The sequence below is a fragment of the Streptomyces sp. NPDC002958 genome (genome assembly GCF_055563255.1).
Genome location: NZ_JBVHDS010000011.1, coordinates 136062 through 161363 on the forward strand (window position 1 = coordinate 136062; position 25302 = coordinate 161363).

The 25302-nt window shown below is 69.0% G+C and carries 20 protein-coding genes and 4 pseudogenes; 9 read left to right on the forward strand and 15 right to left on the reverse strand.

Going from position 1 to position 25302, the window contains the following annotated elements:
* Positions 1 to 128 precede the first annotated feature (128 nt).
* Together ACZ3IC_RS20995 and ACZ3IC_RS21000 are read left to right on the forward strand one after the other, a co-directional pair.
* Entirely contained in the window at positions 129 to 851 is a 723-nt protein-coding gene (locus ACZ3IC_RS20995; RefSeq protein WP_467418093.1) for an alpha/beta fold hydrolase, read from the forward strand.
* A 305-nt stretch (positions 852 to 1156) separates the two neighbouring features.
* On the forward strand, positions 1157 to 1477 hold the full coding sequence (locus ACZ3IC_RS21000) for a thioredoxin family protein (RefSeq protein WP_467418094.1): 321 nt from the start codon (positions 1157 to 1159) through the stop codon (positions 1475 to 1477).
* A gap of 234 nt (positions 1478 to 1711) precedes the next feature.
* On the opposite strand, the gene ACZ3IC_RS21005 is transcribed toward ACZ3IC_RS21000, so the two are convergent.
* Positions 1712 to 3298 carry an AMP-binding protein gene (locus ACZ3IC_RS21005; protein ID WP_467418096.1) on the reverse strand — a complete coding sequence of 529 codons (1587 nt, stop codon included), beginning with the start codon at positions 3296 to 3298 and terminating at the stop codon, positions 1712 to 1714.
* Between the two features lie 491 nt (positions 3299 to 3789).
* Positions 3790 to 4211, reverse strand: a pseudogene (locus tag ACZ3IC_RS21010) (hypothetical protein); the annotation flags it as partial.
* Between the two features lie 137 nt (positions 4212 to 4348).
* Between ACZ3IC_RS21010 and ssgD the strand changes: the two are divergent.
* The gene (gene ssgD / locus ACZ3IC_RS21015; RefSeq protein ID WP_467418097.1) at positions 4349 to 4765 is read left to right on the forward strand and encodes a spore wall synthesis regulator SsgD; all 417 of its coding nucleotides are present in this window, start codon (positions 4349 to 4351) and stop codon (positions 4763 to 4765) included.
* A 578-nt stretch (positions 4766 to 5343) separates the two neighbouring features.
* Entirely contained in the window at positions 5344 to 6318 is a 975-nt protein-coding gene (locus tag ACZ3IC_RS21020; protein WP_467418099.1) for an acyl-ACP desaturase, read from the forward strand.
* A gap of 330 nt (positions 6319 to 6648) precedes the next feature.
* On the opposite strand, the gene ACZ3IC_RS21025 is transcribed toward ACZ3IC_RS21020, so the two are convergent.
* Complete coding sequence (locus ACZ3IC_RS21025) at positions 6649 to 6903, reverse strand: WhiB family transcriptional regulator (RefSeq protein WP_467418100.1); 255 nt, start codon at positions 6901 to 6903, stop codon at positions 6649 to 6651.
* 73 nt (positions 6904 to 6976) lie between these two features.
* Entirely contained in the window at positions 6977 to 7777 is an 801-nt protein-coding gene (locus ACZ3IC_RS21030) for a VOC family protein (protein WP_467418102.1), read from the reverse strand.
* A 413-nt stretch (positions 7778 to 8190) separates the two neighbouring features.
* On the opposite strand from ACZ3IC_RS21030, the pseudogene ACZ3IC_RS21035 reads away from it, so the two are divergent.
* Both ACZ3IC_RS21035 and ACZ3IC_RS21040 read left to right on the forward strand, forming a co-directional pair.
* Positions 8191 to 8619: pseudogene (locus ACZ3IC_RS21035) on the forward strand (C-terminal helicase domain-containing protein); the annotation flags it as partial.
* A gap of 66 nt (positions 8620 to 8685) precedes the next feature.
* Positions 8686 to 8739 (forward strand): annotated as a pseudogene (locus ACZ3IC_RS21040) (hypothetical protein); the annotation flags it as partial.
* A gap of 59 nt (positions 8740 to 8798) precedes the next feature.
* Here ACZ3IC_RS21040 and ACZ3IC_RS21045 read toward each other — a convergent pair.
* Positions 8799 to 9749 (reverse strand): annotated as a pseudogene (locus ACZ3IC_RS21045) (multicopper oxidase domain-containing protein); the annotation flags it as partial.
* Positions 9750 to 10102: 353 nt separating this feature from the next.
* Here ACZ3IC_RS21045 and ACZ3IC_RS21050 point away from each other — a divergent pair.
* Together ACZ3IC_RS21050 and ACZ3IC_RS21055 are read left to right on the forward strand one after the other, a co-directional pair.
* Positions 10103 to 12541: a ThuA domain-containing protein gene (locus tag ACZ3IC_RS21050; RefSeq protein ID WP_467418170.1), complete on the forward strand. Its 2439-nt coding sequence runs from the start codon at positions 10103 to 10105 to the stop codon at positions 12539 to 12541.
* Between the two features lie 74 nt (positions 12542 to 12615).
* A complete protein-coding gene (locus tag ACZ3IC_RS21055) occupies positions 12616 to 14772 on the forward strand; it encodes an OmpL47-type beta-barrel domain-containing protein (RefSeq protein WP_467418171.1) in 2157 nt (718 codons plus the stop codon).
* A gap of 13 nt (positions 14773 to 14785) precedes the next feature.
* Here the strand turns inward: ACZ3IC_RS21055 and ACZ3IC_RS21060 are convergent, their stop codons facing one another.
* Positions 14786 to 15865 (reverse strand): ABC transporter permease, encoded by a 1080-nt coding sequence (locus tag ACZ3IC_RS21060; RefSeq protein ID WP_467418104.1) that lies wholly within the window; start codon positions 15863 to 15865, stop codon positions 14786 to 14788.
* Entirely contained in the window at positions 15862 to 16872 is a 1011-nt protein-coding gene (gene ligD / locus ACZ3IC_RS21065; RefSeq protein ID WP_467418173.1) for a non-homologous end-joining DNA ligase, read from the reverse strand. The genes ACZ3IC_RS21060 and ligD overlap by 4 nt, the downstream gene beginning before the upstream one ends.
* Before the next feature lie 98 nt (positions 16873 to 16970).
* On the opposite strand from ligD, the gene ACZ3IC_RS21070 reads away from it, so the two are divergent.
* Positions 16971 to 18038, forward strand: coding sequence for an ATP-dependent DNA ligase (locus ACZ3IC_RS21070; protein ID WP_467418106.1), 1068 nt, complete (start codon positions 16971 to 16973; stop codon positions 18036 to 18038).
* Here ACZ3IC_RS21070 and ACZ3IC_RS21075 read toward each other — a convergent pair.
* From ACZ3IC_RS21075 to ACZ3IC_RS21110, 8 genes are read right to left on the reverse strand one after another with little or no spacing between them, the layout of a single operon-like run.
* Complete coding sequence (locus ACZ3IC_RS21075) at positions 18021 to 19250, reverse strand: lytic transglycosylase domain-containing protein (protein WP_467418108.1); 1230 nt, start codon at positions 19248 to 19250, stop codon at positions 18021 to 18023. The genes ACZ3IC_RS21070 and ACZ3IC_RS21075 overlap by 18 nt on opposite strands.
* Before the next feature lie 22 nt (positions 19251 to 19272).
* Positions 19273 to 20019: a hypothetical protein gene (locus ACZ3IC_RS21080; RefSeq protein ID WP_467418110.1), complete on the reverse strand. Its 747-nt coding sequence runs from the start codon at positions 20017 to 20019 to the stop codon at positions 19273 to 19275.
* A 41-nt stretch (positions 20020 to 20060) separates the two neighbouring features.
* The gene (locus ACZ3IC_RS21085; RefSeq protein WP_467418111.1) at positions 20061 to 20591 is read right to left on the reverse strand and encodes a nuclear transport factor 2 family protein; all 531 of its coding nucleotides are present in this window, start codon (positions 20589 to 20591) and stop codon (positions 20061 to 20063) included.
* Between the two features lie 55 nt (positions 20592 to 20646).
* Positions 20647 to 21267 carry a hypothetical protein gene (locus tag ACZ3IC_RS21090; RefSeq protein ID WP_467418113.1) on the reverse strand — a complete coding sequence of 207 codons (621 nt, stop codon included), beginning with the start codon at positions 21265 to 21267 and terminating at the stop codon, positions 20647 to 20649.
* Positions 21264 to 21785 (reverse strand): hypothetical protein, encoded by a 522-nt coding sequence (locus tag ACZ3IC_RS21095; protein WP_467418114.1) that lies wholly within the window; start codon positions 21783 to 21785, stop codon positions 21264 to 21266. The genes ACZ3IC_RS21090 and ACZ3IC_RS21095 overlap by 4 nt, the downstream gene beginning before the upstream one ends.
* Entirely contained in the window at positions 21782 to 23044 is a 1263-nt protein-coding gene (locus ACZ3IC_RS21100) for an MCE family protein (RefSeq protein ID WP_467418115.1), read from the reverse strand. The genes ACZ3IC_RS21095 and ACZ3IC_RS21100 overlap by 4 nt, the downstream gene beginning before the upstream one ends.
* Positions 23044 to 24186 (reverse strand): MCE family protein, encoded by a 1143-nt coding sequence (locus ACZ3IC_RS21105; protein WP_467418116.1) that lies wholly within the window; start codon positions 24184 to 24186, stop codon positions 23044 to 23046. Before ACZ3IC_RS21105 ends, ACZ3IC_RS21100 begins: the two co-directional genes overlap by 1 nt.
* Entirely contained in the window at positions 24183 to 25301 is a 1119-nt protein-coding gene (locus ACZ3IC_RS21110) for an MCE family protein (protein WP_467418118.1), read from the reverse strand. Before ACZ3IC_RS21110 ends, ACZ3IC_RS21105 begins: the two co-directional genes overlap by 4 nt.
* Position 25302: the final 1 nt, after the last annotated feature.

Below are 25302 nucleotides of genomic sequence, written 5' to 3' on the forward strand. Positions count from 1 at the left end.
CCACCGCGCCTGCGTGGCGCTCAGGGGGTGACTCACCGCAGGGGTAGCTGACACGACAGAGAACTGATCTGGTTCGGCTGCTGGTGAACACTGCTTTGCTGGCAGAGTGCCGCGGTTATCTTCCGAGCATGGTTGATCACTGCACGATCGGGGTCGGGGGCATCCGGCTGGCCTATCGGGTCGCCGGTTCCCCTGACGCTCCGCCGCTCGTCCTGCTGCACGCGTTGGGCGAGTGCGCGGCGGACTGGGACGGGGTGGTGCCTGCCTTCGCTCGCCACTGGCGGGTGTATGCACTCGACTTGCGCGGCCACGGGCGAAGTGACTGGCCCGGCGAGTACTCCCTGGAAGTCATGCGGGCCGATGTACTCGGCTTCCTGGACGCCCTGGCGCTCGACCGGGTGGACCTCATCGGGCACTCGATGGGTGGGATCGTGGCCTACCTGCTTGCCGGGGAGCATCCGGAGCGGGTGGGTCGGCTGATCCTTGAGGATGTCGCGGCGCCGCTTCCCCGGAAGCGGACTGTCCCCACCAGGCCGGACGGGGAACTGTCCTATGACTGGGAGATGGTGTTGGCCATCAGGAGGCAGGTTGACGATCCCGACCCGATGTGGCTGGAGCGGCTCAGCGGGATCACCGCGCGGTCCCTCGTCATCGGCGGCGGCTCGCGAAGCCACGTTCCCCAGGGCCGGGTCGCCGAATTGACTCGGCGAATCCCGGGCGGCCGCAGTGAGACCATTCCGGTCGGGCACCTGATCCACGATGCCGAGCCGGACGCGTTCACGGAGATGGCCTTGAGATTCCTGCGGTCTGCTGAGGCACCCGACCGGGACCTCGGCGGCGGGACGCGGTGATGTTCCAGGCCGAACGCGGAACCGGACACGAATGGCCCCTCTTCAAAGTTGGCACGGACATGGCCGAGAACTCGGCACCGGCGTCATCGGTCGCTGCGAGTCACAGGGGTCTGGAGCCGGGCGGCAGGCAGGTCGCCGAGCGTGCGGGCGAGTTGCTGCCGGAGCTGGCGGTTCTCCTCGTAGGGCTCCGCCACGGACGAGTCCAACGGCGCGGTCAGGGAGCGGTCTTGACAGCTCTGTCAGGACTGCGAGGGTCGGCGGGTCGGCCTGTGTCATGGCTGACCTCAACAGATCGGAGTTCCGTCGTGGCCCTTGTGACCGTCACCGACGCCACGTTAGACGCGAAAATAGTTAAGGCCGGTGAGCCGGTACTGGCGTACTTCTGGGCGGAGTGGTCGGGGGCCTGCAAGATGATGACGCCGGTCCTGGAGGAGATCTCCGACGACTACGCCGGGAAACTCACCGTGGCGGCCCTCAACATCGACCGCGACCCGGCCACCCTGCCCGGCTACCAGGAGACCGCGATCCCGGCCATGCTGCTGTTCAAGAACGGCGCCGTCGCCGGCAAGAGGATCGGCCCGCAGAGCAAGGGGCAGATGCGGGAGTTCCTCGATTCCTTCCTGTAATCCGTCGATCCACCAGGCCCGCCCGCTCCGGCACCGCCCCCGCGCCGCAACAGCGGCGGCAGGAGGTGGCCAGGAGCGGGCATGCAGGCGCCCGGACCACGGACAAGCCGTACGCCCGCGGCAAAGGCGCGCACGAGCCGGATGCGCGCCCGACTCCGGAGCCGCGTCGCCCCGGCACCGAACCCGGGGCGACGTTCTTGGTGCGAGCCCCGGCCTGCCAGACGGAGGCGGCGGTCAGCTCTGACCGCTGGCCGCGGCGGCCCGCAGGAGCTTCTTGTCGGGCTTGCCCGCATCCGTCAGCGCCAGCGCGCCGGTGAAGGCGATGTGGTCGGGCTCGTACATTGCGCCCCGGCCCTCCCGGACCCAGGTCCGCAGGCCGTCGGCGGTGACGGTGGTGCCGGGGGCGGTGACGACCGTGGCATGGATGCGTTCGTAGCCGCCGTCGCCCTTCACCCCGTAGACGGCGCTCTGCCGCACGGCGGGGTGGGTGTTGAGGAAGTCCTCCAGCTCGGTGGTGTACACATGGCCGCCGACCACCGCGATCATGTCCTTGATCCGGTCCACGACGCTCAGGTAACCGCGCTCGTCGAGACAGCCCAGGTCACCCGTGAGCACCCAGCCGTCGCGCAGGACCTGGGCGGTCAATTCGGGGTTCTTCCAGTAACCCTCGAACGCCCCGTCGGAGCGGACGCAGATCTCCCCGACCTCACCGGCCGGCAGTACGCGGCCACTCTCGTCGCGGATCTCGACCTCGACACCCGGCACGGGCCGTCCGGCCGTGCGCAGGATGTCGGGGCGGTCGGGGTCGTGCTCGGCGGCGGGCAGGAAGCTGACGGCACCCGCCTCGAACTGGCCGTACCCCTGCTGCAGCACCCGCCCGAAGCGGCGCACCGCCTCAGCGATGCGGGCCGGGGAGGACGAGGTGCCGCCGTAGGTGATCTGCTGCAGGCTGGAGGTGTCGGCGTGCTCGGCGTCGGGGTGGTCGAGGACCTGGTAGAGCAGCGGGGGCAGCAGCATCATGTTCGTGATGCGCTCGCGGGCGATCGTGGCGAGGATCTCGGCCGGGTCGAAGGCGTAGTGCAGCACGACCGTGCCGCCCGCAGCGAGGGTGCCGTCCGCGATGAACCCGGCGGCGTGCGACAACGGCGTGCACACCAGATCCCGCCGTCCTGTCCCGCTGAACAGCTGCTGCGTCTGCGCGATGCCGTCCTGCATCCTCCCGAACGTGGACCGCACTCCCTTGGGATGGCCCGTCGTGCCACCCGAGTGCCGGATGAAGCACAAGTCCTCCGGCCCCGCGGCACCGGGCACCGGTGCGTCCGGCTGCTTCTCGGCCAGAGCCAGGAGATCCTCACCCGGGCCGCCCGCCGCGATACCGTTCCGCGTCTTCCCATCTTCGGGGACCTCGCCGAGGAGCAGGACATGTTCCACCGGCGGCACCGCCCGCAGCAGCTCGGCGGCCCGGCCGGCCAGCCGCGGGTCGACGACGAAGGCGTACGTCTCGACGTCGGCCATCATCAGGGCCTGCACGTCGGACGCGAGCCGGTTGTAGAGGTGGTTGAAGTGCGCGCCCAAAAGGTTGACCGCGTAGCGCACCGCGATCGTCTCGGGCAGGTTCCCGCACAGCAACGTCACGGTCCGCCCCGGACCGACCCCGCGCTCACGCAGCGCCGCCGCCAGCCGGTACACCAGAGAACGGAATTCATCCGCTCCCATGCGGCGATCGCCGCTGACGAGAATCTCCCTGCCTGGCTCCTCGGCCAGACCGTCCAGGATGATCTCCACGTAGTTACGGAACACCGGCTGGGCTATCGACGTCACGCTCTTCCTCTTCCCTCAGATCCGAACGCGCTCGGGCACACATCACGTCGAACAGCCCGCCCCCAGCGTCCTGGAGCGGGCCCCTCCGCGCACGGAGTCGGCCCGCAGGCCGACCGCACGCGAGGTACGGCGCAGCTGTCGCAACGTTGACAGCCAGTCTGCCAACAACTCCCTGACGGCTCATCAAGGACCCATCTCGTCCAGCGGATCTGCTACCGGACGGGCAGGCGCCCGTCTCGTCCGAGGGCGACCACCACTGGACCGGCGGGCTGTGCCCGCCGGTCCAGTGGTGGGAGACTGCGGGCCCTGTCTGGGTTCGCGAGAGATCCGAGGTATTACGGCGACCGGCTCGTGGCGAGCCGCTGGGTGACGTCCCCATCCGCCAGCATGAAGGCGTCAACGTCTACCTGGCCCCGGACGGCTTCAGCCAGTCGACCACCGTGTCCGGGATCTCCTCCAGCTTCGGGAAACACCCCATGCGCTGTACGACTTCAGCACCAGCAACTGGGCCAGCAGATGCTCGTCGCAGTCGGTGCGAGCCGCGGCGCCATTCGTCCGGTCTCTCCTGCGGCCCAGCAGCCGCCGTCCGGTGTGCAGTCGACCGTGTCTTACGAACCCGTGTCGACCGTGTCCCAGGTACGGCCGCCGTCCACGCTGAGGTCCGTGTTGGTCGGGCCGACCGCCAGTGCACCCGACCTGCTGTGCGGCAGCCGGGCGACACCCGAGCGGTAGGCGGCCGGCGGGGTGGCGGACCGCTGCCAACTGCGGCCTGCTCGCCCGTCACCGCCGCGGCGTTCGGCGACGGCTGGTCGGCCCGGTGGTCGCCACCGACCGCGATGCCGTGGTGACGGTCGCGGAACGCCGGACCGAAGACGCCGCAGGCCGGGTCGCCGGCCGGGATCGTCGCTTCGGAATGTGGGCACGCGATCGGTCGGACGGCGTGCGGTGATACAGCTCACGCCACCTTCCGGTGCACGGATGAGGCAGTTCCGTCGTCTGTATCAGTGCTGGGGACCGTTCATCCGGCAGAGCAGGGAAAGGGAGCAGGTCTTGTCCACCGATATCGAGCAGTCCGTGCAGGCCCGCATGGTCGCATCCGCACCGCGGATGGAGACCCTTCCCGCCACCCTGCAGTACGACCGAAGGGATCCGTTCGCCGTACGCATGGCGTTCCCCGCGACGGCGACCCTGGAGGGCACCGACGTGTCGTGGGAGTTCTCCCGCGAACTGCTCGCGGCGGGAGTGGACGGAGCAGCCGGCGTCGGGGACGTACGCATCAGGCCGTTCGGATACGACCGCACCGTGCTCGAGTTCCATGCCACCGAGGGAATCGCGATGGTGCACGTCCGCACTGCGGAACTGCGTCGCTTTCTCGAGCGGGCGCAGGAACTGGTGCCGCCCGGCGACGAGCACCGGTTCCTCGATCTCGACCGGAGTCTGACCGATCTGCTCGGCGGGGCCTGCTGACTGCGCGTCCGGCGGATCGGCGCGGCCGGTGAGCCGGCACCGGTGCCGGGCGGGGACGGCGTGCTGTCGGTTCCGACGGTCGCGGGCGTACGGGCCCGCCGGAACGTGCCGGGCGGTGCGGCGATGGTGTGCGGCGCCGGTGGCGCTGTTGCCCGGCGGGGAATTCGGGTGACATCACGGCCGAGGGGGCGCACCGAAGTGTGAGCGTTGGGGGTTGGCCGGTGGGGGCATCTGTGGAGTAAGGCCCAGGCCTTGCAGCCGCCGGACGGGGTCGGTGCGGGGGCCGGCCCCCAGTCCCCGCCGTGCGAATCGACCGCGGCTGCCACTCGCCACCCAGCTGCATCGGACAGGCAGTGTGTACGTACTGGACGAGCCGACCACCGGACTGCACATGGCGGACACCGGACGCCCGGCAGTTGGGCGGACCGTCGGCCTCGACGCCTCGACGACATGCGTACATAACGTCACGCAATCGGACACCGCGGGAGGCTGGCTTGGCGATGGCCTTACCGCCGATCTAACCTACGGTCTCGTAACCTACGTATCCGTAGGTAATTCTCCCGTCCCCAGGAGTCCCCGTGACGATCACCGCTCCCCCCCTCGGCAGCCCGAAGGCGTGGACCGACGCCCAACTGCTGTACGCCTTGGAAGAGGTGGTGGAGAAGGAGCTCAACCGCCATCTCAAGGTCGCCAAGGACTGGATGCCCCACGAGTACGTGCCGTTCTCCGACGGGCGGAACTTCCCCGGCATCTTCGAGGACGGTGAGGCCTGGCAGGCCGATCAGTCCAAGGTCACCGACATCGGCAAGATCGCGCTGGTCGTGAATCTGCTGACCGAGGACAATCTCCCCAGCTACCACCACGAGATCGCCTCCCTCTTCGGCCGTGACGGCGCCTGGGGCACCTGGGTGCACCGCTGGACCGCGGAGGAGGGCCGGCACGGCATCGTGATGCGCGACTATCTGCTCACCTCGCGCGCCGTCGATCCGGACAAGCTGGAGCAGTTCCGGATGGCACACATGGCAGAGGGCTTCGAGTCCGACAACCGTCACTCGATGCTGCATTCCGTGGCGTACGTCGCCTTCCAGGAGCTGGCCACCCGCGTCTCGCACCGCAACACCGGCCACCAGTCGGGCGACCCGGTCTGCGACCGCATGCTGGCGCGGATCGCGACGGACGAGAACCTGCACATGGTCTTCTACCGCAACCTCCTCGGTGCGGCCTTCGAGCTCGCCCCGGACCTCACGATGCAGGCCGTGCGCGATGTCGTCGTCAACTTCCGGATGCCCGGTCACGGCATGCCGGGCTTCGAGCGGGCCGCCGCGCAGATGGCGATCGGCGAGATCTACAACATGCGCATCCACCACGACGACGTGATCCAGCCCGTGCTGCGCTATCTGAAGGTCCTCGACATCGACGGCCTGGGCCCCGACGGTCTGAAGGCGCAGGAGGAGCTGGGCCTGTACATGGGCGGTCTGAACAGCGAGGCGTCGAAGTTCGACGAGAAGCTGGCGGCCCGCAAGGCGCGGCTGGCGGCGCGCGGCCTGGCCTGACGGCCCGCACGGCTGTCACAGGCCGCCGACCGGGCCACTGCTCCGCAGCCCTGTCCGGCGGCCGAGGGCCCGTCCGGCCCCGATCCGCCGGACGGGCCGTGGGCACGGCGCCCAGCGCCGGGCTACATCGTTTCGTGCAGTTCCTGCGCGTAGTGCTCGATCGCCCGTCGATACTGCCGCACATGCGGGTCCTCGCTGGTGACGGCGAGCAGTCTCAGCAGCAGCTGCATGGATGCATGGTGCTCGCCGGTGTTGATGGGAGCTCCGGCCTGGACGCGCGGGTGCGGCCGGTGCCCGGGCGAACCGGATCGTCATGCGGGCAGGGTGAGTTCAGGCCCGTTCGCGACCGGTTCTGCGCAGCAGGTCCCGCTCCTTCTCGGAGAGACCGCCCCATACGCCGAAGCGCTCATCGTTGGCGAGGGCGTACTCCAGGCAGGCCGCGCGCCCCTCGCAGGCGTTGCAGAGCTGCTTGGCCTCACGGGTGGAGCTGCCGGGGGCGGGAAAGAAGAACTCGGGCCCCGCCTGCGCGCACAGCGCAGTCTCCTGCCAGGCGAGCGCGGGGTCGGCCGTGGTGTTGATCAGCATGGGTCCCACAGTGCCCGGTAGCGATAAACGACCGATCAACGCTGCATCAATGCGGCGCGCCGGTGGCTTCCGGTCAGCTCTCCGGCGTCTGCGCACTCTTGATCAGAGCGAACTCCGCCCCATCCGGATCGGCGACGTCGGCGAACTTGCCCACGCCTTCCATCTCCATCGGCTCCAGCGTCAGTTTGCCACCCAGCCGCTCCACTTCCGCGACGGCCGCGTCGCAGTCGTCGACCTCAAAGTAGGGCAGCCAGTGCGGCCCGGCGACCGCCTGCGTGGGAACGGTGTTGAGCGGTACCAGACCGCCGAAGCTCGCGTCCTCATCGCCGCCCTTGGTCCGGATCACCGTGTAGGACCCGCCGCCTCCCGGGAACGGCGTCTGCGCGGTCTCCCATCCGAAAACGGTGTTGTAGAACGCGGCGGCCGCAGGGACGTCCGGGGTGTACAGCTCGGCCCAGCACAGGGAGCCCGCAACACCCACGGCACCGAGGCCCGGATTCTCCTTCGGCTCCCAGATACCGAAGAACGCTCCCGCCCGGTCCTTGAAACCGGCCACCCTACCGAAGTCCAGGACATCCATCGGGGCGAACGGCACACTGCCGCCGGCCTGCCCGACCGCCTTCGCCGTGACGTCGGCGTCCGACGACTGGAAGTACACCGACCAGGACGGCTCCGCCTGCTCCTCGGTGATCGTCATCGCGCCCCCGACCGTCTTCCCGCCCAGCGTGAACATGCCGTACCCGCCGGTCTCCGGGCCGCCGGCCAGATACTCCCAGCCGAAGAGACCGGTGTAGAACGCGATGGCCCCGTCGAGGTCGGGCGTACCCAGATCGATCCAATTGGGTGCTCCGTTGACAAAACGGGTGGTGAGCATGGTGAGCTCCTTCGACGAGGCCCGTTCTCGCGGTGCGGGGGTTCTTCCTGACGTTCCGAGTCTTGCACCGGGCACTGACAATCGCAGGCCCTGTCCTGCGCTCGGGCCCTGGAGGTGCTGCTGCTTTCCCCGGCGGAACGCCGGCCGCCCACGCCCTGAGCCGACGGCACTGCCGGCGCCGCGTGGCACGATACGAGTCGCTCGGGGCAGGTGCCGGGCAGGACGGCAGCCGGACTGCGCGGACAGAGGAACGTACATGACAGAGGCCAAACTGACGGAGGCCGGACCGGCGGAGGCCGGGGCGCCCACGGGAAGGGCCGCCCGGGAGCTGTTGGAGCAGGCCGAACGGCTGCTGGACACGGCGCGTGCGGTGCCGGCTGATCACGCCCGCGCCGTCGATGCCGTGCACACCTGCTGCCCGGCGCCAGGAGATGATCGACGGATTCGGTGCCGTCGAGGGGCATGCCGTCCTGCTGAGCCAGATCCAGGCGGGCGGTGTCGGACTGAACATGCAGGCCGCCTCGGTCGTCATCATCTGCGAACCACATCAAGCCGACGATGGAGCACCAGGCGGTGGCCCGCGCCCATCGGATGGGTCAGATAAGGACCGTCCAGGTGCACCGGCTGCTCGCGGCCGACAGCGTCGACGAGCGGATGCTCAACATCCTGGCCCGCAGGAGCGGCTGTTCGACCTGTACGCACGGCGCAGCGACGTCGCCGAGACGGCGCCGGATGCCGTGGATGTGTCGGACGGGGCTCTGGCCCGACGCATCGTCGAGGAGGAACAACTGCGCCTCGCCACTGGAACGGCCGAAGCAGCCGGAGCGGTGTCGGAGAACTGACAGCGTCAGGACCCGTGCGCCGCCGGGTCGTGGGCGGCCGACTCCTTCGCTGTCTTGCCGGGCGCGGTGTCACCCGAAGCGGTCTTGTCCGGCGCGGTCTTGTCCGGCGCCGCCTTGTCCGGCGCCGCCTTGTCCGGCGCCGCCTTGTCCGGCGCGGCTGTGTCGTGTGTCGTCATGTCGTGCGGGTCGTACCCCGGTACGGTGCCGTCCGCCTTGGCGACCAACAACAGTCCGGCCATGCCCATGTCGGCGTGGCTCTGCACATGGCAGTGGTACATCCACGCACCGGCGCCCACACGCTCGCCCGCGATGACCTGGAAGCCGAAGGAGTCCGCCGGGCCGACGATCTTCGTGTCGATGACGCGGCTCGGGTCGTCCGGGCCGGTGAGCAGACCGGTCCGGTTGTCCGCCCAGCGATGACCGTGGATGTGGAACGTGTGGTAGTAATCGCCGTGCGTGATCATCACCACTTCGAGCCGGTCGCCCACCGTGGCCTGGAAGTTGGGGGCCTCGTGGGCCGCCTTGTTGTTGATCGTCACGTCGTTGAAGACGATCGTGATCGTCTTGTCCGGCAGGATGTCACCCTTGCGCCGGACGACCACCGGCCCGTACAGGCCCTTCCTGATGCCGCTGGTGCCGTGATCCGTACCGACGACATGGTCGTGGTAGTGCCAGTAGCCCGCACTGCCCGGCTGCCAGGTGCCGTCCTTGCGCCGGCCCGGCACATGGGTGCGCCAGGTGTAGGTGCGGGTGCCACCCGGTTCGACGATGCTCTTGTTCATACGGGTGCCGTCGCTCGCGATGTCGTAGTCGACACCGTGCACATGAAGGCTGGCCGGCACATCCATGGTGTTCTCGAACTCGATGTGCAGGGTGTCGCCCTCGTTGATGTCGATGAGCGGTCCCGGGATCGACGCCTTGCCCTTCTCCAGGCCGTATCCCATCTGACCGTCCGCCAGCTTCTCCGCGTACAGCTTGAGATGGCGAACGACGCCTCCGGCTGGGGCGGTCTTGGGCGGGGGTTCCGCCGAGCTGGCCTCGATCGTACCGAGCGACAACGATGTCAAGCCGGTCGCGGCCGCCACCCCACCACCGACCAGAAACCGCCGGTTGAAGCTCCTTCTATCCATGTCGAACTCCCCACTGCACTAAGGAATTTACGAAGTTTTTGCGAACTTGCCCAGATCGCGGAGACTGCGTAGACCGCGGAGATTACGGAGGTTACGGGGATTGCGGCGGCTTCAGAGGTAGCAGAGGTTGGCGGGGCACGGGTGCCCCCCCCGGACGGCCCACACCGTAGCCGGGGGATCTTCGTTTATCCACACCCAGGACAAAGTTCGTGCCATTGCTGCCATAGCTATTGGCGAGCCGCGAAAAGAGGTCTAGCTTCATCCGCTGTTGCAGTGACCAAAGAGGGGTGGGTGACCACATGCAGCGCACACCACATCACAGGTCCAGATCGCGACGCGGACTTGCGGCGGCCCTGGCGACCGGCGCACTGACCGCTTCCCTGCTCGGCGGCAACGCCGCCAGCGCCAGACCCTATCCGGAACCCTCGCGGAGTAGCGCGACAACGTTGTCCCTGCCGTCGCCGCCGGGCGGCGCCAACGTCAGGGTGCTGGTGTTCCACGCCTCCGCCACCGAGGAGTCCCCGACCGTCGACGCCGGGATCGCGGCGATCGAGAAGATCGGGCTCAGCGGGCCGGAGGCCGGTCGGTTCAGGACCGTCGCCACCGACGACCCTGCCGTCTTCACCAACGGCAAGCAGCTCGGCAGGTACAACGCCGTCGTCTTCCTGACAGGTGGCGGCGACGTTCTCGACCCGGAGCAGGAGGCGGGGCTCGAGGCGTACATGGAGGCGGGCGGCGGCTTCCTCGGCATCCACGGCGCGGCGCGCACCGAACCGTACTCGGACTGGTTCACCGGCCTGGTCGGGGCCCGCCCGGCGGCCGACAGCCCCACCAACGTACAGCGTGCGACGGTTGAGATCGGAGACCGGCAGCATCCGGCGACCAAGAACCTGCCGCTGGAGTGGAAGCGCCCGGACAAGTGGCTGAACTGGACGAAGAATCCATCCGGCGATGTGCACACCGTGGCGCGCGTCAGGGAGCTCACATACAAGCCGGGCGCGAGCGCCAATGGCTGGGACCATCCGATCTCCTGGTGCCGCGACTACGACGGCGGCCGGTCCTTCTACACGGCGATGGGCGGTACGGTCGACGGCTTCGCGGAGACCGACTTCCGCGACCATCTGCGCGGCGCGCTGAACTGGACGACCCGGATCTCGCAAGCCGACTGCAAGGCGACGGTCACCTCCAACTACAAGGCGGAGCGCGTCACCCAGCCCAATCAGCCGGGCCAGAACGACCAGATCGGCGAACCGCACGGCCTGGTCGCCGCCCCCGACGGGCGGGTGCTGTACATCGGGCGCGGCGGCGCCGACAGCAGCAAGCCGGTCATCACCGACTGGAACAACCCGGACATCGGCAAGGGTCTGGGACAGATCCACGTCTACGATCCGAAGACCGAGAAGGTCACCCTCGCCGGTGAACTGACCGTCTTCGGCAACAAGGGCGGCGGCGACGAGCTGGTCAAGGTCGAGGAGGGGCTGCTCGGGATCGAGCTGGACCCGGACTTCGAGGAGAACGGCTGGGTATATCTGCACTACACACCCCACTCGAAGATCGACCGCGACAAGCAGATGGCGGTGCGTCAGGTCTCCCGCTTCACCCTCGACCCGGCCACCGACAAGCTGGACCTGTCCTCCGAGAAGGTGCTGCTGCACTGGCCCGTCCAGATCCACAGCTGCTGCCATGCGGGCGGCGGGATGGCCTGGGACTCCAAGGGCAACCTGTACATCGCGACCGGTGACAACAACTCCTCGCGTTTCACCGACGGTTACTCCGGAAACAACCCGCAGCCGAGCTACAAGAGTGTCTCGTTCGCCGATGCCCGGCGCACCGCGGGTAACACCAACAACCTCAACGGGAAGATCCTGCGGATCCACCCCGAGGACGACGGTACCTACACGCTCCCCGAGGGCAATCTCTTCACCGGCAAGGAGCCGGACGAGGGCGGTGGCAAGACCCGCGGCGAAATCTATGTAATGGGGGTACGCAACCCGGCCCGGATCTCCGTCGACAAGACCACCGACACGCTGTACGCGGGCTGGGTCGGCCCCGACGCGGGCTCGCCGAGCACCACATGGGGTCCGGCCAAGTACGACACGTTCGCCGCGATCACCAAGGCGGGCAACCACGGCTGGCCGTACTGCATGGGCAACAAGCAGCCCTACCGGGACCGCAATCTGCCCGACCCGAGCAGGCCGCTCGGCTGGTACAACTGCGATCACCCCAAGAACGAGTCACCGAACAACGACGGCCTGGTGAACCTGCCGCCGATCACCTCCAACACCATCTGGTACTCGCCGCAGGGCGGTGGCGTGGACTACCCGCGCGACGCGAACGGCATCCCGAGCTACAAGGTGGAGGAGCAGAAGCAGCTGCTGCCGTGGCTCAAGGGCGGCGGTCAGGCCACGATGAACGGCCCGGTCTACCGGTACGACGCGGCGAGCACCAGCGCCGACAAGTGGCCCTCCTACTGGGACGGCAAGTGGTTCGTCGGTGACTTCTACGACGGCACCCAGCCGCGGCACGCCGTGCTCACCGACCCGAGGACGGTCGGCAAGGGCGGGCTGCCCACACATGCCGAGTCACTGAAGAAGATCATCCCGGTCGGGGCGGACGGCATCCGCAACCTGATGGACTGGAAGTTCGCCCCGGACGGTTCGCTGTACGTCCTGGACTACGGGCGCGGCTTCTTCACCTCCGACTCCAAGTCCGCGCTGTGGCGTGTGACGTACAAGGGCGGCGGTCCGACCCCGGCCGCCGAGGATCTGGCCAGGAAGGCGGCAGTGCAGTGAGACACCGTTCGATCTTCTTGCGACAGCGGTACCGGCCCGCCCGGTTGTGGCTCGCCCTGCTGGGTTCGTTCCTGATGGTGCTGGGGCTGACCTCGACGGCGGCGTACGGCCGTACGGCGGCTCCCGCCGCCGCGGCGGCCGACCAGGTCCTCACCTGGACTGCGGGCGACCCCATCGACCGCTATCTGTCCGCGCCGAAGACCGCGGTGGCCGGCAAGGCGACCATCGTCTTCGAGAACAGCGCGGCGACCGGCAACACCACGGGGATGCCGCACACCCTCACCTTCAGCGTGTCGGACCCGGAATTCAACAACGACGTCACACTGAACATCCTCGCCAACCCGGCCGACGACCAGGGCGGCAGGCACACCGCCGAGGTCACGCTTTCCCCCGGCCGGTACTTCTACCACTGCACCATGCCGGGGCACGAGGCGATGCAGGGCATCCTCACCGTGACCGAGGACGGGGGCGGTGCGGACACCACCGCGCCCGAGACCTCGGTGAAGGTGGACGGCGACAAGAACGCCGATGGCGCGTACATCGGCCAGGCGACGGTCGCCGTCTCGGCGACCGATGACAGCTCCGGTGTCGACACCGTCGAGTACGCGATCGGAGCGGACGGCGCCTGGCAGCCGTACACCGCACCGGTCGTGGTGAACGAGGTCGGGACGCACACGATCCGGTACCGGGCCACCGACAAGGCGGGCAACGCGGCGGCGGAGAAGTCGGTCGACTTCGCGGTCGCCGCACCGCCGACGGACGACAGGACACCGCCGGAGACCTCCGCGACCGTGTCCGGTGAGAAGGACGATCAGGGGCAGTACCTGGGGATGGCGACGGTCACCGTGACCGCCTCCGACACCGGGTCCGGCGTCAACACCATCGAGTACGCGATCGGGGCGGACGGCGCATGGCAGCCGTACACCGCCCCCGTGATGGTGCACGAGACCGGCACACACCAGGTCCGCTACCGGGCCACCGACAGGGCGGGCAACGCGGCGGCCGAGAAATCGGTCGACTTCACCGTCGTCGCACCGCCGACCCAGGACAAGACACCGCCGGAGACCACGGCCAGGGTCGAGGGCGACAAGAACTCCGACAACGCCTACATCACCAGCGCCGAGGTGACCATCACCGCGACCGACGCCGAATCCGGCGTGGACAAGGTCGAGTACTCGCTCGACGGCGGCCCGTACCTCGCGTACACCACCACCGTCATCGTCGACCGCGTCGGGTACCACACCGTCGCCCACCGGGCGACGGACAAGGCGGGGAACACCTCCGAGGCGAAGCAGGTGTCCTTCACCGTCGCGGAGAGCGGGGGCGTACCGGCACCGAACTGCCCGGAGTTCGACGAGCGGCTCACCGTCATCGTCGGCACGGTCGACACCGGGGTTCCCAACCGCATCACGGGCAACCGCTGCACCATCAATGAGCTGATCGAGGACGAGAAGGACTGGTCGTCGCACGCGCTGTTCCTCAAGCACGTCGACAGCGTCCTCGACCAGCTGCTCACCGCCGGTGTGATCGACGCCCGCGAGCACAGGAAGATCTACCGGGCGGCCAAGCAGTCAGGGATCGGCAGGCCGGGCCAGGACGAGGGGTACAAGAAGCTCTTCGACGGCACGGCGGAGTCCTTCGCGAAGTGGCAGCAGGTCGGTGGCGGGAAGTTCGGGCTCAACGCGGACGGCACGATCACCAGCTCCACCGCGGTGAACGGCATGGGCATGCTCTGGTTCCCGGGACGGCAGTACGGCGACTTCTCGCTCAAGCTCCAGTGGCGCGACGACGCCCCCGGCACGGGCAATGCCAACAGTGGTGTGTTCGTCCGCTTCCCGAACGTCCACGACAACCCGGAGGAGCCGCGTCCGGAGTGGGTCGCCATCAAGTACGGCCATGAGGTGCAGATCCTCGACCGTCCGGACGGCGACATGTACAAGACCGGCTCGGTCTACGGCTTCGACCGGATCGGGCTGGCCGGCGCCGGGGTCACTCCCAAGGGCACCTGGAACGACTACGAGATCCGGGTGGTGGACCAGCACTACTCGGTCTACCGCAACGGCGTCCTGCTGAACGAGTTCGACAACAACGGCGGTCAGGTCTTCGAGCCGCCGCGGGGCGACGACCCGGGCACCGACGGCCGGCGGTACGCCTCCGGTTACATCGGGCTCCAGGTCCACAGCACCACGGACGTGGTCTCGTACCGCGACATCCGGATCAAGGAGCTGTAGCCCCTGGCCGGTATCAGGTGGCCGTGGCCGCATGCTGAGGCATGTGGTCACGGCCTCCGGGGTGCCGGTGGCGCCATACCCAGAACACCGTGCAGGAGACCAGCGCCCAGGCCCCGAGGACCAGGAACGGGAAGATCCGCTGATGGCCCTGGTAGTAGACCGCGGTGTGCTGGGCGTTGACGGAGGCACCCGGCGGCAGCCAGCGCCCGATGTACCCGAGCAGCGACGGCAGCAGCGGCCAGGACACCGCGCCGCCGGAGGACGGGTTACCGAGGATCACCATGAGGCCCCAGGTCGGGATCACGGCCCAGCGCCCCATCAGGGTGTTGAACATGGTGAAGACCATGCCCGAGGTGAACATCGTGAAGGACAGGATCAGCCAGGACTCGAAGAACGGCAGATCGACCGCGCCCAGCCACCAGTCCACCACCGCGGTGATGGCGAAACCACCGAGCGCGGCGTAACCGATGGTGAACGCGATCCGTTCCAGCGGGATCAGATCGCGGGCGTGCACATTCAACTGCATCGCGCCGACGAAGCCGACGATGACGGCGGCGAGCGAGATGTAGAAGAGGGCGAGACCGTGCGGGTCGCCCTTCTGCAGCGGTTTGACATCGGTGACCACGACAGGCACACCGAGCTCGGACCCCACCTTCACCGCGGACTCGGCGAACAGCTGGGCGACGGAGGCACCGGAGGCACCGGCGACGTCCAGTGCCACACCACGGTTGTTCGACCGTATGATCGCGAAAACCTCCTGATTCTCCAGTGATTCGCGCGCCTGTGCCGGTGTCGCGAACACACGGATGACGAGCGAGGTGTCGAGCGCCTTGTCCATGCCGGCGACGAATTCCTTGCCGCGCGCCGTGTCCGGCTGACTGACCACGGCGGTCGGGATCCGGTGCGGAGTCGGGTTGGCCATCGCATAGGTGTAGGAACCGGCGAAGAGTCCCGCGGCGGCAGCGACGATGAACAGCAGGACGGTTGCGGGGAAGTACGGCGATTTCTTGTACCCGGCCCATTTCTGGCCACGGCTCAGCGGCCGGCCATGTGTTCTGTGCGGCGCGGAGGGCTCCAGGTCGGGTGCGCTCATGCGGCGCCGCCCTCGTCGTGCCGGGCCTTGCTGGGCCGGACCCGTTTCGGTTCGCCGGGCATCTTCGGGTACTCGGGCGGGTACGGCATGTCGCCGAGCCCGCGTTCCCGCTCGTCCCGGTCCGCCAGCTCCAGCAGCCCGTCGAGCCGGAAGGCGTGCTCGTCCATGTCCGCGTGCACATCGCCCAACTCGGCGTACCGCTTCGGCATGGTCCTGATGTCGAAGTCGCCCGGTTCCACGTCGTCGATCTCCGCCCAGCGCAGCGGGGCCGAGACCGGGGCGTGCGGGCGGGGGCGTACGGAGTAGGCGGAGGCGATCGTGCGGTCGCGGGCGGTCTGGTTGAAGTCGACGAAGATCCGCTCGCCGCGCTCCTCCTTCCACCAGGCGGTGGTCACCCGATCCGGCATCCGGCGTTCCAGTTCGCGCCCGGCGGCGATGGTGGCGCGCCGGACCTCGGTGAAGGTCCACTGCGGCTCGATGGGCACGAAGACATGGATGCCCCGGCCGCCGGAGGTCTTGGGCCAGCCGCGCAGACCGTGGTCGTCGAGGACGGACCGCAGCTCATGGGCGGCCCTCACCGCGTCGGCGTAGTCCGTACCGGGCTGGGGGTCGAGGTCGATGCGCAGTTCGTCCGGATGGTCGGTGTCGGTGCTCCGGACCGGCCAGGGGTGGAAGGTGAGCGTGCCGAGATTGGCCGCCCAGATGACGGCGGCGAGTTCGGTGGGGCAGATCTCGTCGGCGGGACGGCCGCTGGGGAAGGCGATTCGCGCGGTGGGGATCCAGCCCGGGAGGTTCTTCGGGGCCCGCTTCTGGTAGAAGAACTCGCCGTCGACGCCGTCCACGAAGCGCTGGAGGGTGGTCGGCCGGTTGCGCAGGGCGCGTGTGATGCCGGGGCCCACGGCCAGGAAGTACTCGGCCACGTCCCTCTTCGTGTACCCCTTCTCCGGGAAGTAGACCTTGTCCGGACTGGACAGCCGTACGGCCCGTCCGTCGGCTTCCAGCTCCACCGCATTTCCCGCTGCGCCCATGACGGTCACGGTAGGCCGGGCTCACATATGCCGCATATCGGGAGACGTACGACCCCCTTTGGGCAAGAATCGGGACCATGGATCTGCCGGTGATGCCGCCTGTGAAGCCGATGCTCGCCAAGTCCGTGTCCAGGATCCCGCCCGGTATGCAGTACGAGGCCAAGTGGGACGGCTTCCGCGCGATCGTGCACCGCGACGGCGACGAGGTGGTGATCGGCAGCCGCACCGGAAAGCCGCTCACCCGCTACTTCCCCGAACTGGTCACCGCCGTCCGGGACAATCTGCCGCCGCGCTGTGTGATCGACGGCGAGATCGTGATCGCGTACGACGGACGGCTGGACTTCGACCGGCTCAGCGAGCGCATCCACCCCGCCGACTCCCGGGTGCGGCTGCTCGCCGAGCAGACCCCGGCCAGTCTGATCGCCTTCGACATCCTGGCGGTGGGCGACGATTCGCTGCTCTCCACCCGGCAGTCCGACCGGCGCGCCGTGCTGGAGGCGGCCCTGTCCGGTGCGTCGGCCCCCGTCCACCTCGCACCGGCGACCACGGACCCGGCAGTCGCCCAGGAGTGGTTCGAACGGTACGAGGGCGCGGGGCTCGACGGTGTCGTCGCCAAACCGCTCGATCTGCCGTACCGCCCCGACACCCGGGTGATGTACAAGATCAAGCACGAGCGGACCGCTGACTGTGTGGTGGCCGGGTACCGCTGCCACAGGAGCGGCCCGGTCATCGGCTCCTTGCTGCTCGGCCTGTACGACTCCGAGGGCGTCCTGCAGCACGTCGGGGTCTGTGCGGCCTTCTCGATGAAGCGCCGCGAGGAGCTCGTCGCGGAGCTGGAGCCGCTGCGCATCGATTTCGCCCGCCACCCGTGGGCGGACTGGGCGGACGCCGAGGCGCACGAGCGTGCCCGGCTGCCCGGGACGCCCAGCCGCTGGTCCGGGAAGAAGGACCGGTCGTGGGTGGCGCTGCGTCCGGAGCGGGTCTGTGAGGTGGCGTACGACCACATGGAGGGCGACCGTTTTCGGCACACCGCCCGGTTCCGCCGGTGGCGGCCGGACCGCACCCCCGAGAGCTGCACCTACGCGCAGCTGGAAGAGGTGGTGCGGTACGACCTGGCCGAGGTGCTGTCAGCCGGTGAGCGTTGAGTCCGACGGCGTGGCGCACGGGTCCCCGCTCGTGCCCGGGTCGGGCGACGGGGATTCGGATGTTCCGGCCGAGTCGGCCGGGTCGGGGGACGCGGAGTCCGTCGGACAGCCGGGGTCCGTGCCCGGGCCCGGTTCCGAGGTACTGGGGTCGGGGTCGGGGCTCGTACCGGGGTCCGGGGTGGCCGATCCGCTGTCGGTCGGATCGGGGGAACCCCCCGGGTCGGTCGGGTCCGGGGAACCTGTCGGGTCCGGGGAGCCGGTCGGTGAGTCGGATGGCTTCGGGGACTCCGATGACGAGGGGCCGGGCGAACCGCCGGGCTGCGGGCCCACGATGATGCCGCCGCCCGGGGCGCCGGGACCGCCGACCGGGTGCGTCGGCCTGTTCGGCCCGCCCGCGCCGGGGCTCTTCGGAACGGTGCCCCTGCCGTCGGCCACCGGGTGGACGCCCTTGCGGTAGAACTCCAGCCAGGACAGCACGGTGCGCAGATAGGTGTCCGAGTGGTTGTAGCTGAGGATCGCCCGGTCCAGATCGGCCTTCACGGACAGATCGCGCGGTCCGGCACAGAGGTAATACCCGGCAGCCAGCGCCGCGTCGTGGACATTGTTCGGATCGCGGCGGCCGTCGCCGTTCCCGTCCTTGCCCCAATGGGCCCAGGTGGAAGGGATGAACTGCATCGGGCCGACCGCCCGGTCGTACGTCCTGTCGCCGTCGTACGCGCCGCCGTCGGTGTCCGGGATGTTGGCGAAGCCCGCGCCGTTGAGTACCGGCCCCAGGATCGGGCTGAGCGTCGTGCCATGGGCGTCGACCCGCCCCCCGCCCGCCTGGCCGGATTCGACCTTGCCGATCGCCGCGAGTAACTGCCACGGCAGACGGCATCCGGGGTCGGTGCGCCCGAGCGAGCTCTCCGCCTTGCGGTAGGCGGCGAGCACCGTGGCCGGGATGCCTGCCTCGGCCCAGGACCGGGCGACGGCCGGGCTCTGCCGCACACCGGCCTTCGGCGGCTCCAGCGACTTCAGCGGGGGCAGTTCGGTGTGGTACGAGTCGTCGTTGGCCACGTGCGACCACTTGACCTCGTCGGCCTCCTGGCGCTCCTTCGCGGTCTGTTCGTGGCGGACGAGTCCCGGGGCCTGGGACGCGGTGAGCGCGGCCATCGCGGCGACCGCGGCTGCCGTGCCGCTGAGCCCGCGGCGCATGGTGCCGTTGAATCTCATGCGTGCCCCCTTCTTTCCCGGGTCACTGGGTGAACGTATCGATGGCGGAGATCCGCCAGGTGCCGCCGCGGCGCACAGCGTCCACGGCGAACATGGCCGCCGCGTAGGTGGTCTCGTCGGACTTGCCGGTACGGGTGTTGCTCTGGTCGGCGAAGATCAGCAGCCGGGCCCGGTCGCCGTCGAGACGTTCCACGCCGCTGTCCGTGACGGTCGTGGTCAGCACGAGCTTCTGCTTCTGCCCCTGGGCCCGTACCTGGGCGAGCATGTCCTCGTGCTGCCGCACCGCCTCGCCGACGAGATAACTCTTCACCGCACGCTCGGACTTGGCGGGTGAGGCGTAGTTGTACGAGAACACCGCACCGACGGCCTCGGAGATCTGCCCCTTCACCTCGCTGGTGCGGCTGATGTCGGTGAGGGCGGTGTTCTGCCGGGCCGGGTCGTCACGCAGGCTTGCGGCCGAGCTGAACGCCCAGGTGGCGAAGGCACCGAGGAGCACGGTGAGGGCGCAGAGGACGGCGGGCAGCCGGAGGCGGGGCGGGTGCTCGCGTCGCAGTTCCTTCTTCCGCTCCTGTGACTCCCCCGTATCTGCGACGTCCACGGCTTTATCGTCGTCGGTCGCGGTCTCCTCCGCGGCCGGGGTCCGCCCGGTCCCGTCACGTGATGTGCCCGGGGGCGCGGGCCGGCGCGGCGGGGCGGTGGCGGTGACTCGTTCCGCGGCGACGGTGGCCAGCCGGCGTCGGCGGTTGACGAGGTGACGGGTCGTCGACATGTCTGCGGGTCCTCTCGGGTGGCGGGTGGAAGTCGGTGGCGTCAGCCGGTCGTGTTGCCGACGGGTGCCTGGCCAAGGGCGCTGAGCTTCCACCCCTCGGAGGTACGGGTGAGCTGCCCGAGCATCCGGCTCTCCTTCACCGCGGGCTTGCCCTTCGGCGCGGTCACGGTGACCCGCAGCGCCACCATGACCCCGGCCTTGCCGGCCCGGTCGTCGAGTTCGGTCACCGCCCCGGACAGGACCTGGGCCGTGCTCACCGTCTTCGCCTGCTGGATCTGCTTCACGAACGCGTCCCGTCCGTCGACGAGTTGCTTGTGCAGATCACCGGTGGTGGAGTCCTCCCAGCTGTCGAGGCCCTTCTCCAGCTTCTGGTGGTCGAGCGTGTTCATGTTCTGTACGGCCTGCTCGCCCGCGGCCAGCGCGTCGTCGCGGGTCTGTGCGTACGCCGCCGATTCGTCGTGCGCGGCGTCGTACCGGGACAGTCCGCCCCAGCCTGCCGCGCCGGCCGCCGCGACGGTCAGCACGATCGCCACCGCGATCAGCGGGTTCCTCGTCATCCGTACCCGTGCCATTGCTGTCTCTCCCCTGCCGGCCGATCCGTACCGATTCGCTCGCGTGTGGGCTCTGTTATCTGGAGGTGATCTCGACGACGGCCCAGTGGCCGTCCCGCAGTTCGGCCGTGACGGAGAGCTGTGCCGCCGCTGTGGTGGCCGGCTTTCCTTCGCGTTCGTAGACCTGGTCGAGGAAGACGAGCACATGGGCGCTGCTGTCCGTCATCCGGGTCACTCCGGCGCGTACGACATGGGTGGTGAGTGTCAGCTTCTGGTCGGCTGCCTGCTTCTCGACCTGGCCGAACAAGGCCGCGTACTGCTGGAGCGCCCTGCCTGCCAGAAGCTGTTTCGCCGACTCCTTGGTGACGCCGGTCGCCTGCGGGCTGTAGGAGAAGACCTTGCCGAGCGCATTGCTGACATCGCCCGCGACCCGGGTGGTCGCCGCGCTGTCGGTCAGCGCGCGGTTCGATGTGGCGGGGGTGTCGCGCAGCTGCCTGCCCTTGGCGAAGAGTCCGCCGCCAACCACGACCAGGGCGACGACCAGGACCGCTGCGACGATGCGCGGCCACCGGCGGCCCGCCTCGGGCGTGTCCGGCCTGTCTTCTTCGCCACCGGCCACGTCGAGTTCCCCGGCGTCCTCGGCGGCCTCCGCAGCCACGTCCGTACTCACGACCGCCACCCCTCCCCGTTGCTTCATGCGCCGCCCCCGACCGCGATCGCCGTGAGCGCCTTGACCTTCCAGCCGTTCGCGGTCCGGGCGAGCGTGGCCTCGAAGCGTTTGCGTTCGGTGCCGCCCTTTCCGGTACGCGGGGTGACCTCGACATCGACGGTCGCGATCATCTCCGCCGTACCGGTCCGCTCGTCGAGCGCGGTGAGCGCCGCGTCGGTCACCTTGCCGCGTGCGGTGGAACCGGACTTCTTCAGCTCGCTCGCGTCCTTGCTCCGGGTGCGCTTCAGCTGATCGCGCAGGGGCCCGGTCGAGGAGTCCAGCCAGGCGCCGAGGCCCGCGTCGACGCTCTTGGCGTCCTTGCCGTCCAGGCTGTTCAGCCGAGCGAGGTGGCGCTTCCCGTCGGCCAGTGCGACATCTCGGTTCTTCGCGTACGACAGGTTCTCGTCGCCGCGCGCGTCGGCGTACGACCAGCCGCCGAGTGCGCAGATCAGCGCGGCGGCGAACAGCACCGCCCAACCGCTCAGAGTCTTCGTACGGGACGTCATGCGCCGCCTCCCTGTCCGAGTCCCAGCAGACCGGCCATACCGTCGGCCGTCGGCGAGGTGTCCCCCGTGACGCCGAGCGCGCCGGGGAGTTGATCCGCCGCGTCGTGCCCGAGGAGCATCGAGCCGGGCTTGGCGGGCTCGGGCACCGGGCCGCCCTTCGGGGCGTTGGCGCTGCCGCGGACGTTGATGCCGGTGCCGGGCGACGAGGTGCAGCGGGCCTTGGTGTTGACCGGCGGTCCTGCCGAGGTGTCGAGACCGTTGCGGTAGACCGTGGAGCCGTATCCGGCGGTGCAGGGCAGCGGTTCGAAGAAGGTGACCGACATGCCGAACCGGGCCCCGTTCTCGTCCACCGCACTCGATCCCGCGGCTGCCACCGCGGGCAGTTTCACCAGGAGTTCCTCCAGTCCGTGCTGGCGGGTGACGGCGACCTCGGAGGTGGTGAGAAGGTTCGCGACAACGACGCCGAGGCTCGGGTCGAGGTCCCGCAGCAGCCCACTGATCTGAGCGGTCGCATCGGGGGCGACCGCGATCAGTTTGCGCAGATCGGTGTCGGAGCCCTTGAGTTCGGCGGCCAGTTCCTTCGCACCGGAGGCGAAACCCTTGAGCGCCTCGCCCTGTTCGGCCTGGGTGCGCAGCACGGTCTCGCCGTCGACCATCAGCCGCGTGTTGGTGGGAAGTGCGTCGTCGGCTGCCTGGACGAATTCATTCCCGGTGTCCAGCAGCACCTGGAGGTCGTCGCCGCGCCCCTCGAACGCGGCGCCGAACTCGTCGACGACCGTGCGCAGGGATTCCGGATCGACGGAGCCCGCCAGCTCGTCGACGCTGGTGAGGACGTCGGTTACGGGGGCCGGGACAGTGGTGTCGGCCTGGTCGATGATTGAGCCGTTCGCCAGGTAGGGGCCCTTTGTCCGGGTGGGCCGCAGATCGACGTACTGCTCGCCGACCGCGGACAGGTTGGCGACGACGGCCCTGAGGCTGTCCGGGATGGGCGGGGCGTCCTTCTCGATGCGCAGTTCGGCCTCGACTCCGTTGTCGGTGAGCTCGATCGGCCCGACCCGGCCGACGGAAACACCTCGGTAGGTGACGTCGGAGTGGGTGTACAGCCCTCCGGTACGCGGGAGCTGGACCGTGACGGTGTAGTAGCTGCGCATGCCGATGTAGTGACCGAGGTCGGCGTACCGCACCCCGAGGTAGCCGAGGACGAGCACCGCAATGATCAGGAAGGCGATGTTCTTGAGCCGGATGGCGAGGGTGATCATCAGCTGATTCCCTTCGTGCCCGACGTGGAGACAGAGGGAAGGGGCAGGGGCGGTGCAGAGCCGGACTTCGCTGCTGCCGGGGGCGGGGTGGCGTCCGGGTCGAGCGGCGGAATGATCTGTGTGCCGGGCATGGCCGTCACATCCAGGTAGACGTTGAGATAGTCGCCCTTCACCCCGCGCAGCACCTCGTCCGTGAACGGGTAGGTGAGCAGTACCTGGAGGGAGTCCGGCAGGTCGCTGCCGGAGTCGGCGAGCGCCTTGAGGCTGGGGGCGATGGCCTTGAGGTCGGCGATCATGTCGGCCTTGCTCTTGTTGATCGTGTCGACGGCGACGGTGGAGAGGGTGTCGAGCGAGTGGAGCATGGTGAGGAGCGAACCGCGCTGCTTCTCCAGGACCTTCAGGCCGGGGCTGAGCCCGGTGAGGACCGTGCCGACGTCCTGTTCACGGGTGGCGAGGGTGGCGGCGAGCCGGTTGACGCCGTCGAGTGCGTCGGTGATGTCCTCCTTGTGGCCGTCCAGGTTCGTGACGAGGGTGTTGACCCGGCTCAGCATGGAGCGGACCTGGGGTTCCTGTCCGGCCAGTGCCTTGTTGAGCTCGGTGGTGATCGTCTTGAGCTGGTTGATGCCGCCGCCGTTGAGGAGCATCGACAGGGCGCCGAAGACCTCCTCGACCTCGGGGTTGCGGTTGGTCCGCGTCAGTGGGATCCGGTCTCCGTCGGCGAGCCTGCCCCGGGCGGTGCCGGTCGCGGGCGCTGAGAGCTGGATGTACTTCTCACCGAGGAGGCTGGACTGTTCGAGGTGGGCGTAGGCGTTCGCGGGCAGTTCGACCTTGCCGTTGACCCGCATGGTGACCTTGGCGTTCCAGCTGCCCGGGTTCAGGGAGATCTTGGTGACGCGGCCGACGGCGACATCGTTGACCTTCACCGAGGACTGCGGGGCGAGGCTGAGAACGTCCCCGAATTCCGCGGTGATCTCGTACGGGTGGTCGCCGAGGTCGGCGCCGCCGGGCAGCGGCACCTGATCGATGCCGGTGAACGTCGGCAGGCCGGCACCGGTGACGACCAGGGCCAGGCCGACGCCCACGGCCAGCACCGCGACAACGCCGGTCGTGCGGGCCGTCGGTCTGCGCAGGGCGCGGCTCATCGGTTCACCTGCTTCTTGTCCGTGGCGGTCTTCGCCGGGGTGCCGTAGACGGTGCCGACGGGCGGGAGCGGCAGGGCGGGCAGCGCCTTCTGCCGTGTGCCGTCAACCGGTGTGAGGCCTGCGAGTCCGATGGCCGGGTCCTCGGTGAGCGGTCCGCCCATGGAGAGCTCATTGAGGTTCGTACGGCCGTTGAGGGTGCGGTTCACCGGGTCGTAGGCGTTGATCACGTTGCCCGCGGCGAGCGGCAGCGTGTCCAGTGACTCGGCAAGCGAGGCACGCTGGTCGACCAGGGTCTGGGTGAGCGGCACCAGGGCGTCCACGTTGGCCTTCAGGGCTCCGCGGTTCTTCTGGATGAAGCTCTTGACCTGGCCCAGCGCGGTGCCCAGCTCCTTCAGCGCCGCGCTGAGGTTCTCCTTGTCGTCGGCGAGGAACCCGGTGACGGAGTTGAGCTGCTGTTCGGCGGCGCGCACATCGGCGTCGTTCTCTTTCAGCATGGTGGTGAAGGTCTGCAGGTAGGACAGGGTGTCGAAGAGATTGCCGCTGCTCTTGTCGAGGGTCTTGGTCGCCTTGCCGAACTGCTCGATGGAGTCCCCGATGGCTTTTCCGTTGCCGTCCAGGTTCTTGGCCCCGGTGTCGAGCAGCCCGGAGAGCGCTCCTTGCGCGTTGGCTCCGTCCGGACCGAGGGCTGTGGAGAGCTCCGTGATGGAGTCGTACAGCTGATCGACCTCAACGGGTGTGGCGTTGTTCGCGGCCGGCAGTACGGCGTTCTCCGCGATCAGCGGTCCCCCGGTGTACGCGGGGGCGAGCTGGACGTAGCGGTCGGCGACGAGCCTGGGGGCGACGACCACGGCGTGCGCCTCCTTGGGGACCTTGACACCCTGGTCGACCCGCAGGGTGACCCTGACCTCGTCTCCCCTGGGCGTGACCGATTCGACCCGGCCGACCTTGACGCCGAGGATCCGCAGGTCCGATCCGGCGTACACACCGGTGGCCCGGTCGAAGTAGGCGGTGATGGTGGTCGTTCCCTCGTCGTCCGTGGCCATCACACCGGTGGTGGCCGCGACGGCCACGACGGCGAGTCCGGCGCCGATGCCGACGATGCGTGTGATTCTCATG

Coding starts and splice junctions, on each gene's coding strand:
- ACZ3IC_RS21085 (WP_467418111.1), bottom strand. CDS start 20,591: ATGGCACGGGTACGGATGACGAGGAACCCGCTGATCGCGGTGGCGATC.
- ACZ3IC_RS21030 (WP_467418102.1), bottom strand. CDS start 7,777: ATGCTCACCACCCGTTTTGTCAACGGAGCACCCAATTGGATCGATCTG.
- ACZ3IC_RS21100 (WP_467418115.1), bottom strand. CDS start 23,044: ATGATCACCCTCGCCATCCGGCTCAAGAACATCGCCTTCCTGATCATT.
- ACZ3IC_RS21080 (WP_467418110.1), bottom strand. CDS start 20,019: ATGTCGACGACCCGTCACCTCGTCAACCGCCGACGCCGGCTGGCCACC.
- ACZ3IC_RS21095 (WP_467418114.1), bottom strand. CDS start 21,785: ATGACGTCCCGTACGAAGACTCTGAGCGGTTGGGCGGTGCTGTTCGCC.
- ACZ3IC_RS20995 (WP_467418093.1), top strand. CDS start 129: ATGGTTGATCACTGCACGATCGGGGTCGGGGGCATCCGGCTGGCCTAT.
- ACZ3IC_RS21075 (WP_467418108.1), bottom strand. CDS start 19,250: ATGAGATTCAACGGCACCATGCGCCGCGGGCTCAGCGGCACGGCAGCC.
- ACZ3IC_RS21025 (WP_467418100.1), bottom strand. CDS start 6,903: ATGCTGATCAACACCACGGCCGACCCCGCGCTCGCCTGGCAGGAGACT.
- ACZ3IC_RS21105 (WP_467418116.1), bottom strand. CDS start 24,186: ATGAGCCGCGCCCTGCGCAGACCGACGGCCCGCACGACCGGCGTTGTC.
- ACZ3IC_RS21090 (WP_467418113.1), bottom strand. CDS start 21,267: ATGAAGCAACGGGGAGGGGTGGCGGTCGTGAGTACGGACGTGGCTGCG.
- ACZ3IC_RS21110 (WP_467418118.1), bottom strand. CDS start 25,301: ATGAGAATCACACGCATCGTCGGCATCGGCGCCGGACTCGCCGTCGTG.
- ACZ3IC_RS21060 (WP_467418104.1), bottom strand. CDS start 15,865: ATGAGCGCACCCGACCTGGAGCCCTCCGCGCCGCACAGAACACATGGC.
- ACZ3IC_RS21055 (WP_467418171.1), top strand. CDS start 12,616: ATGGTGCTGGGGCTGACCTCGACGGCGGCGTACGGCCGTACGGCGGCT.
- ACZ3IC_RS21070 (WP_467418106.1), top strand. CDS start 16,971: ATGGATCTGCCGGTGATGCCGCCTGTGAAGCCGATGCTCGCCAAGTCC.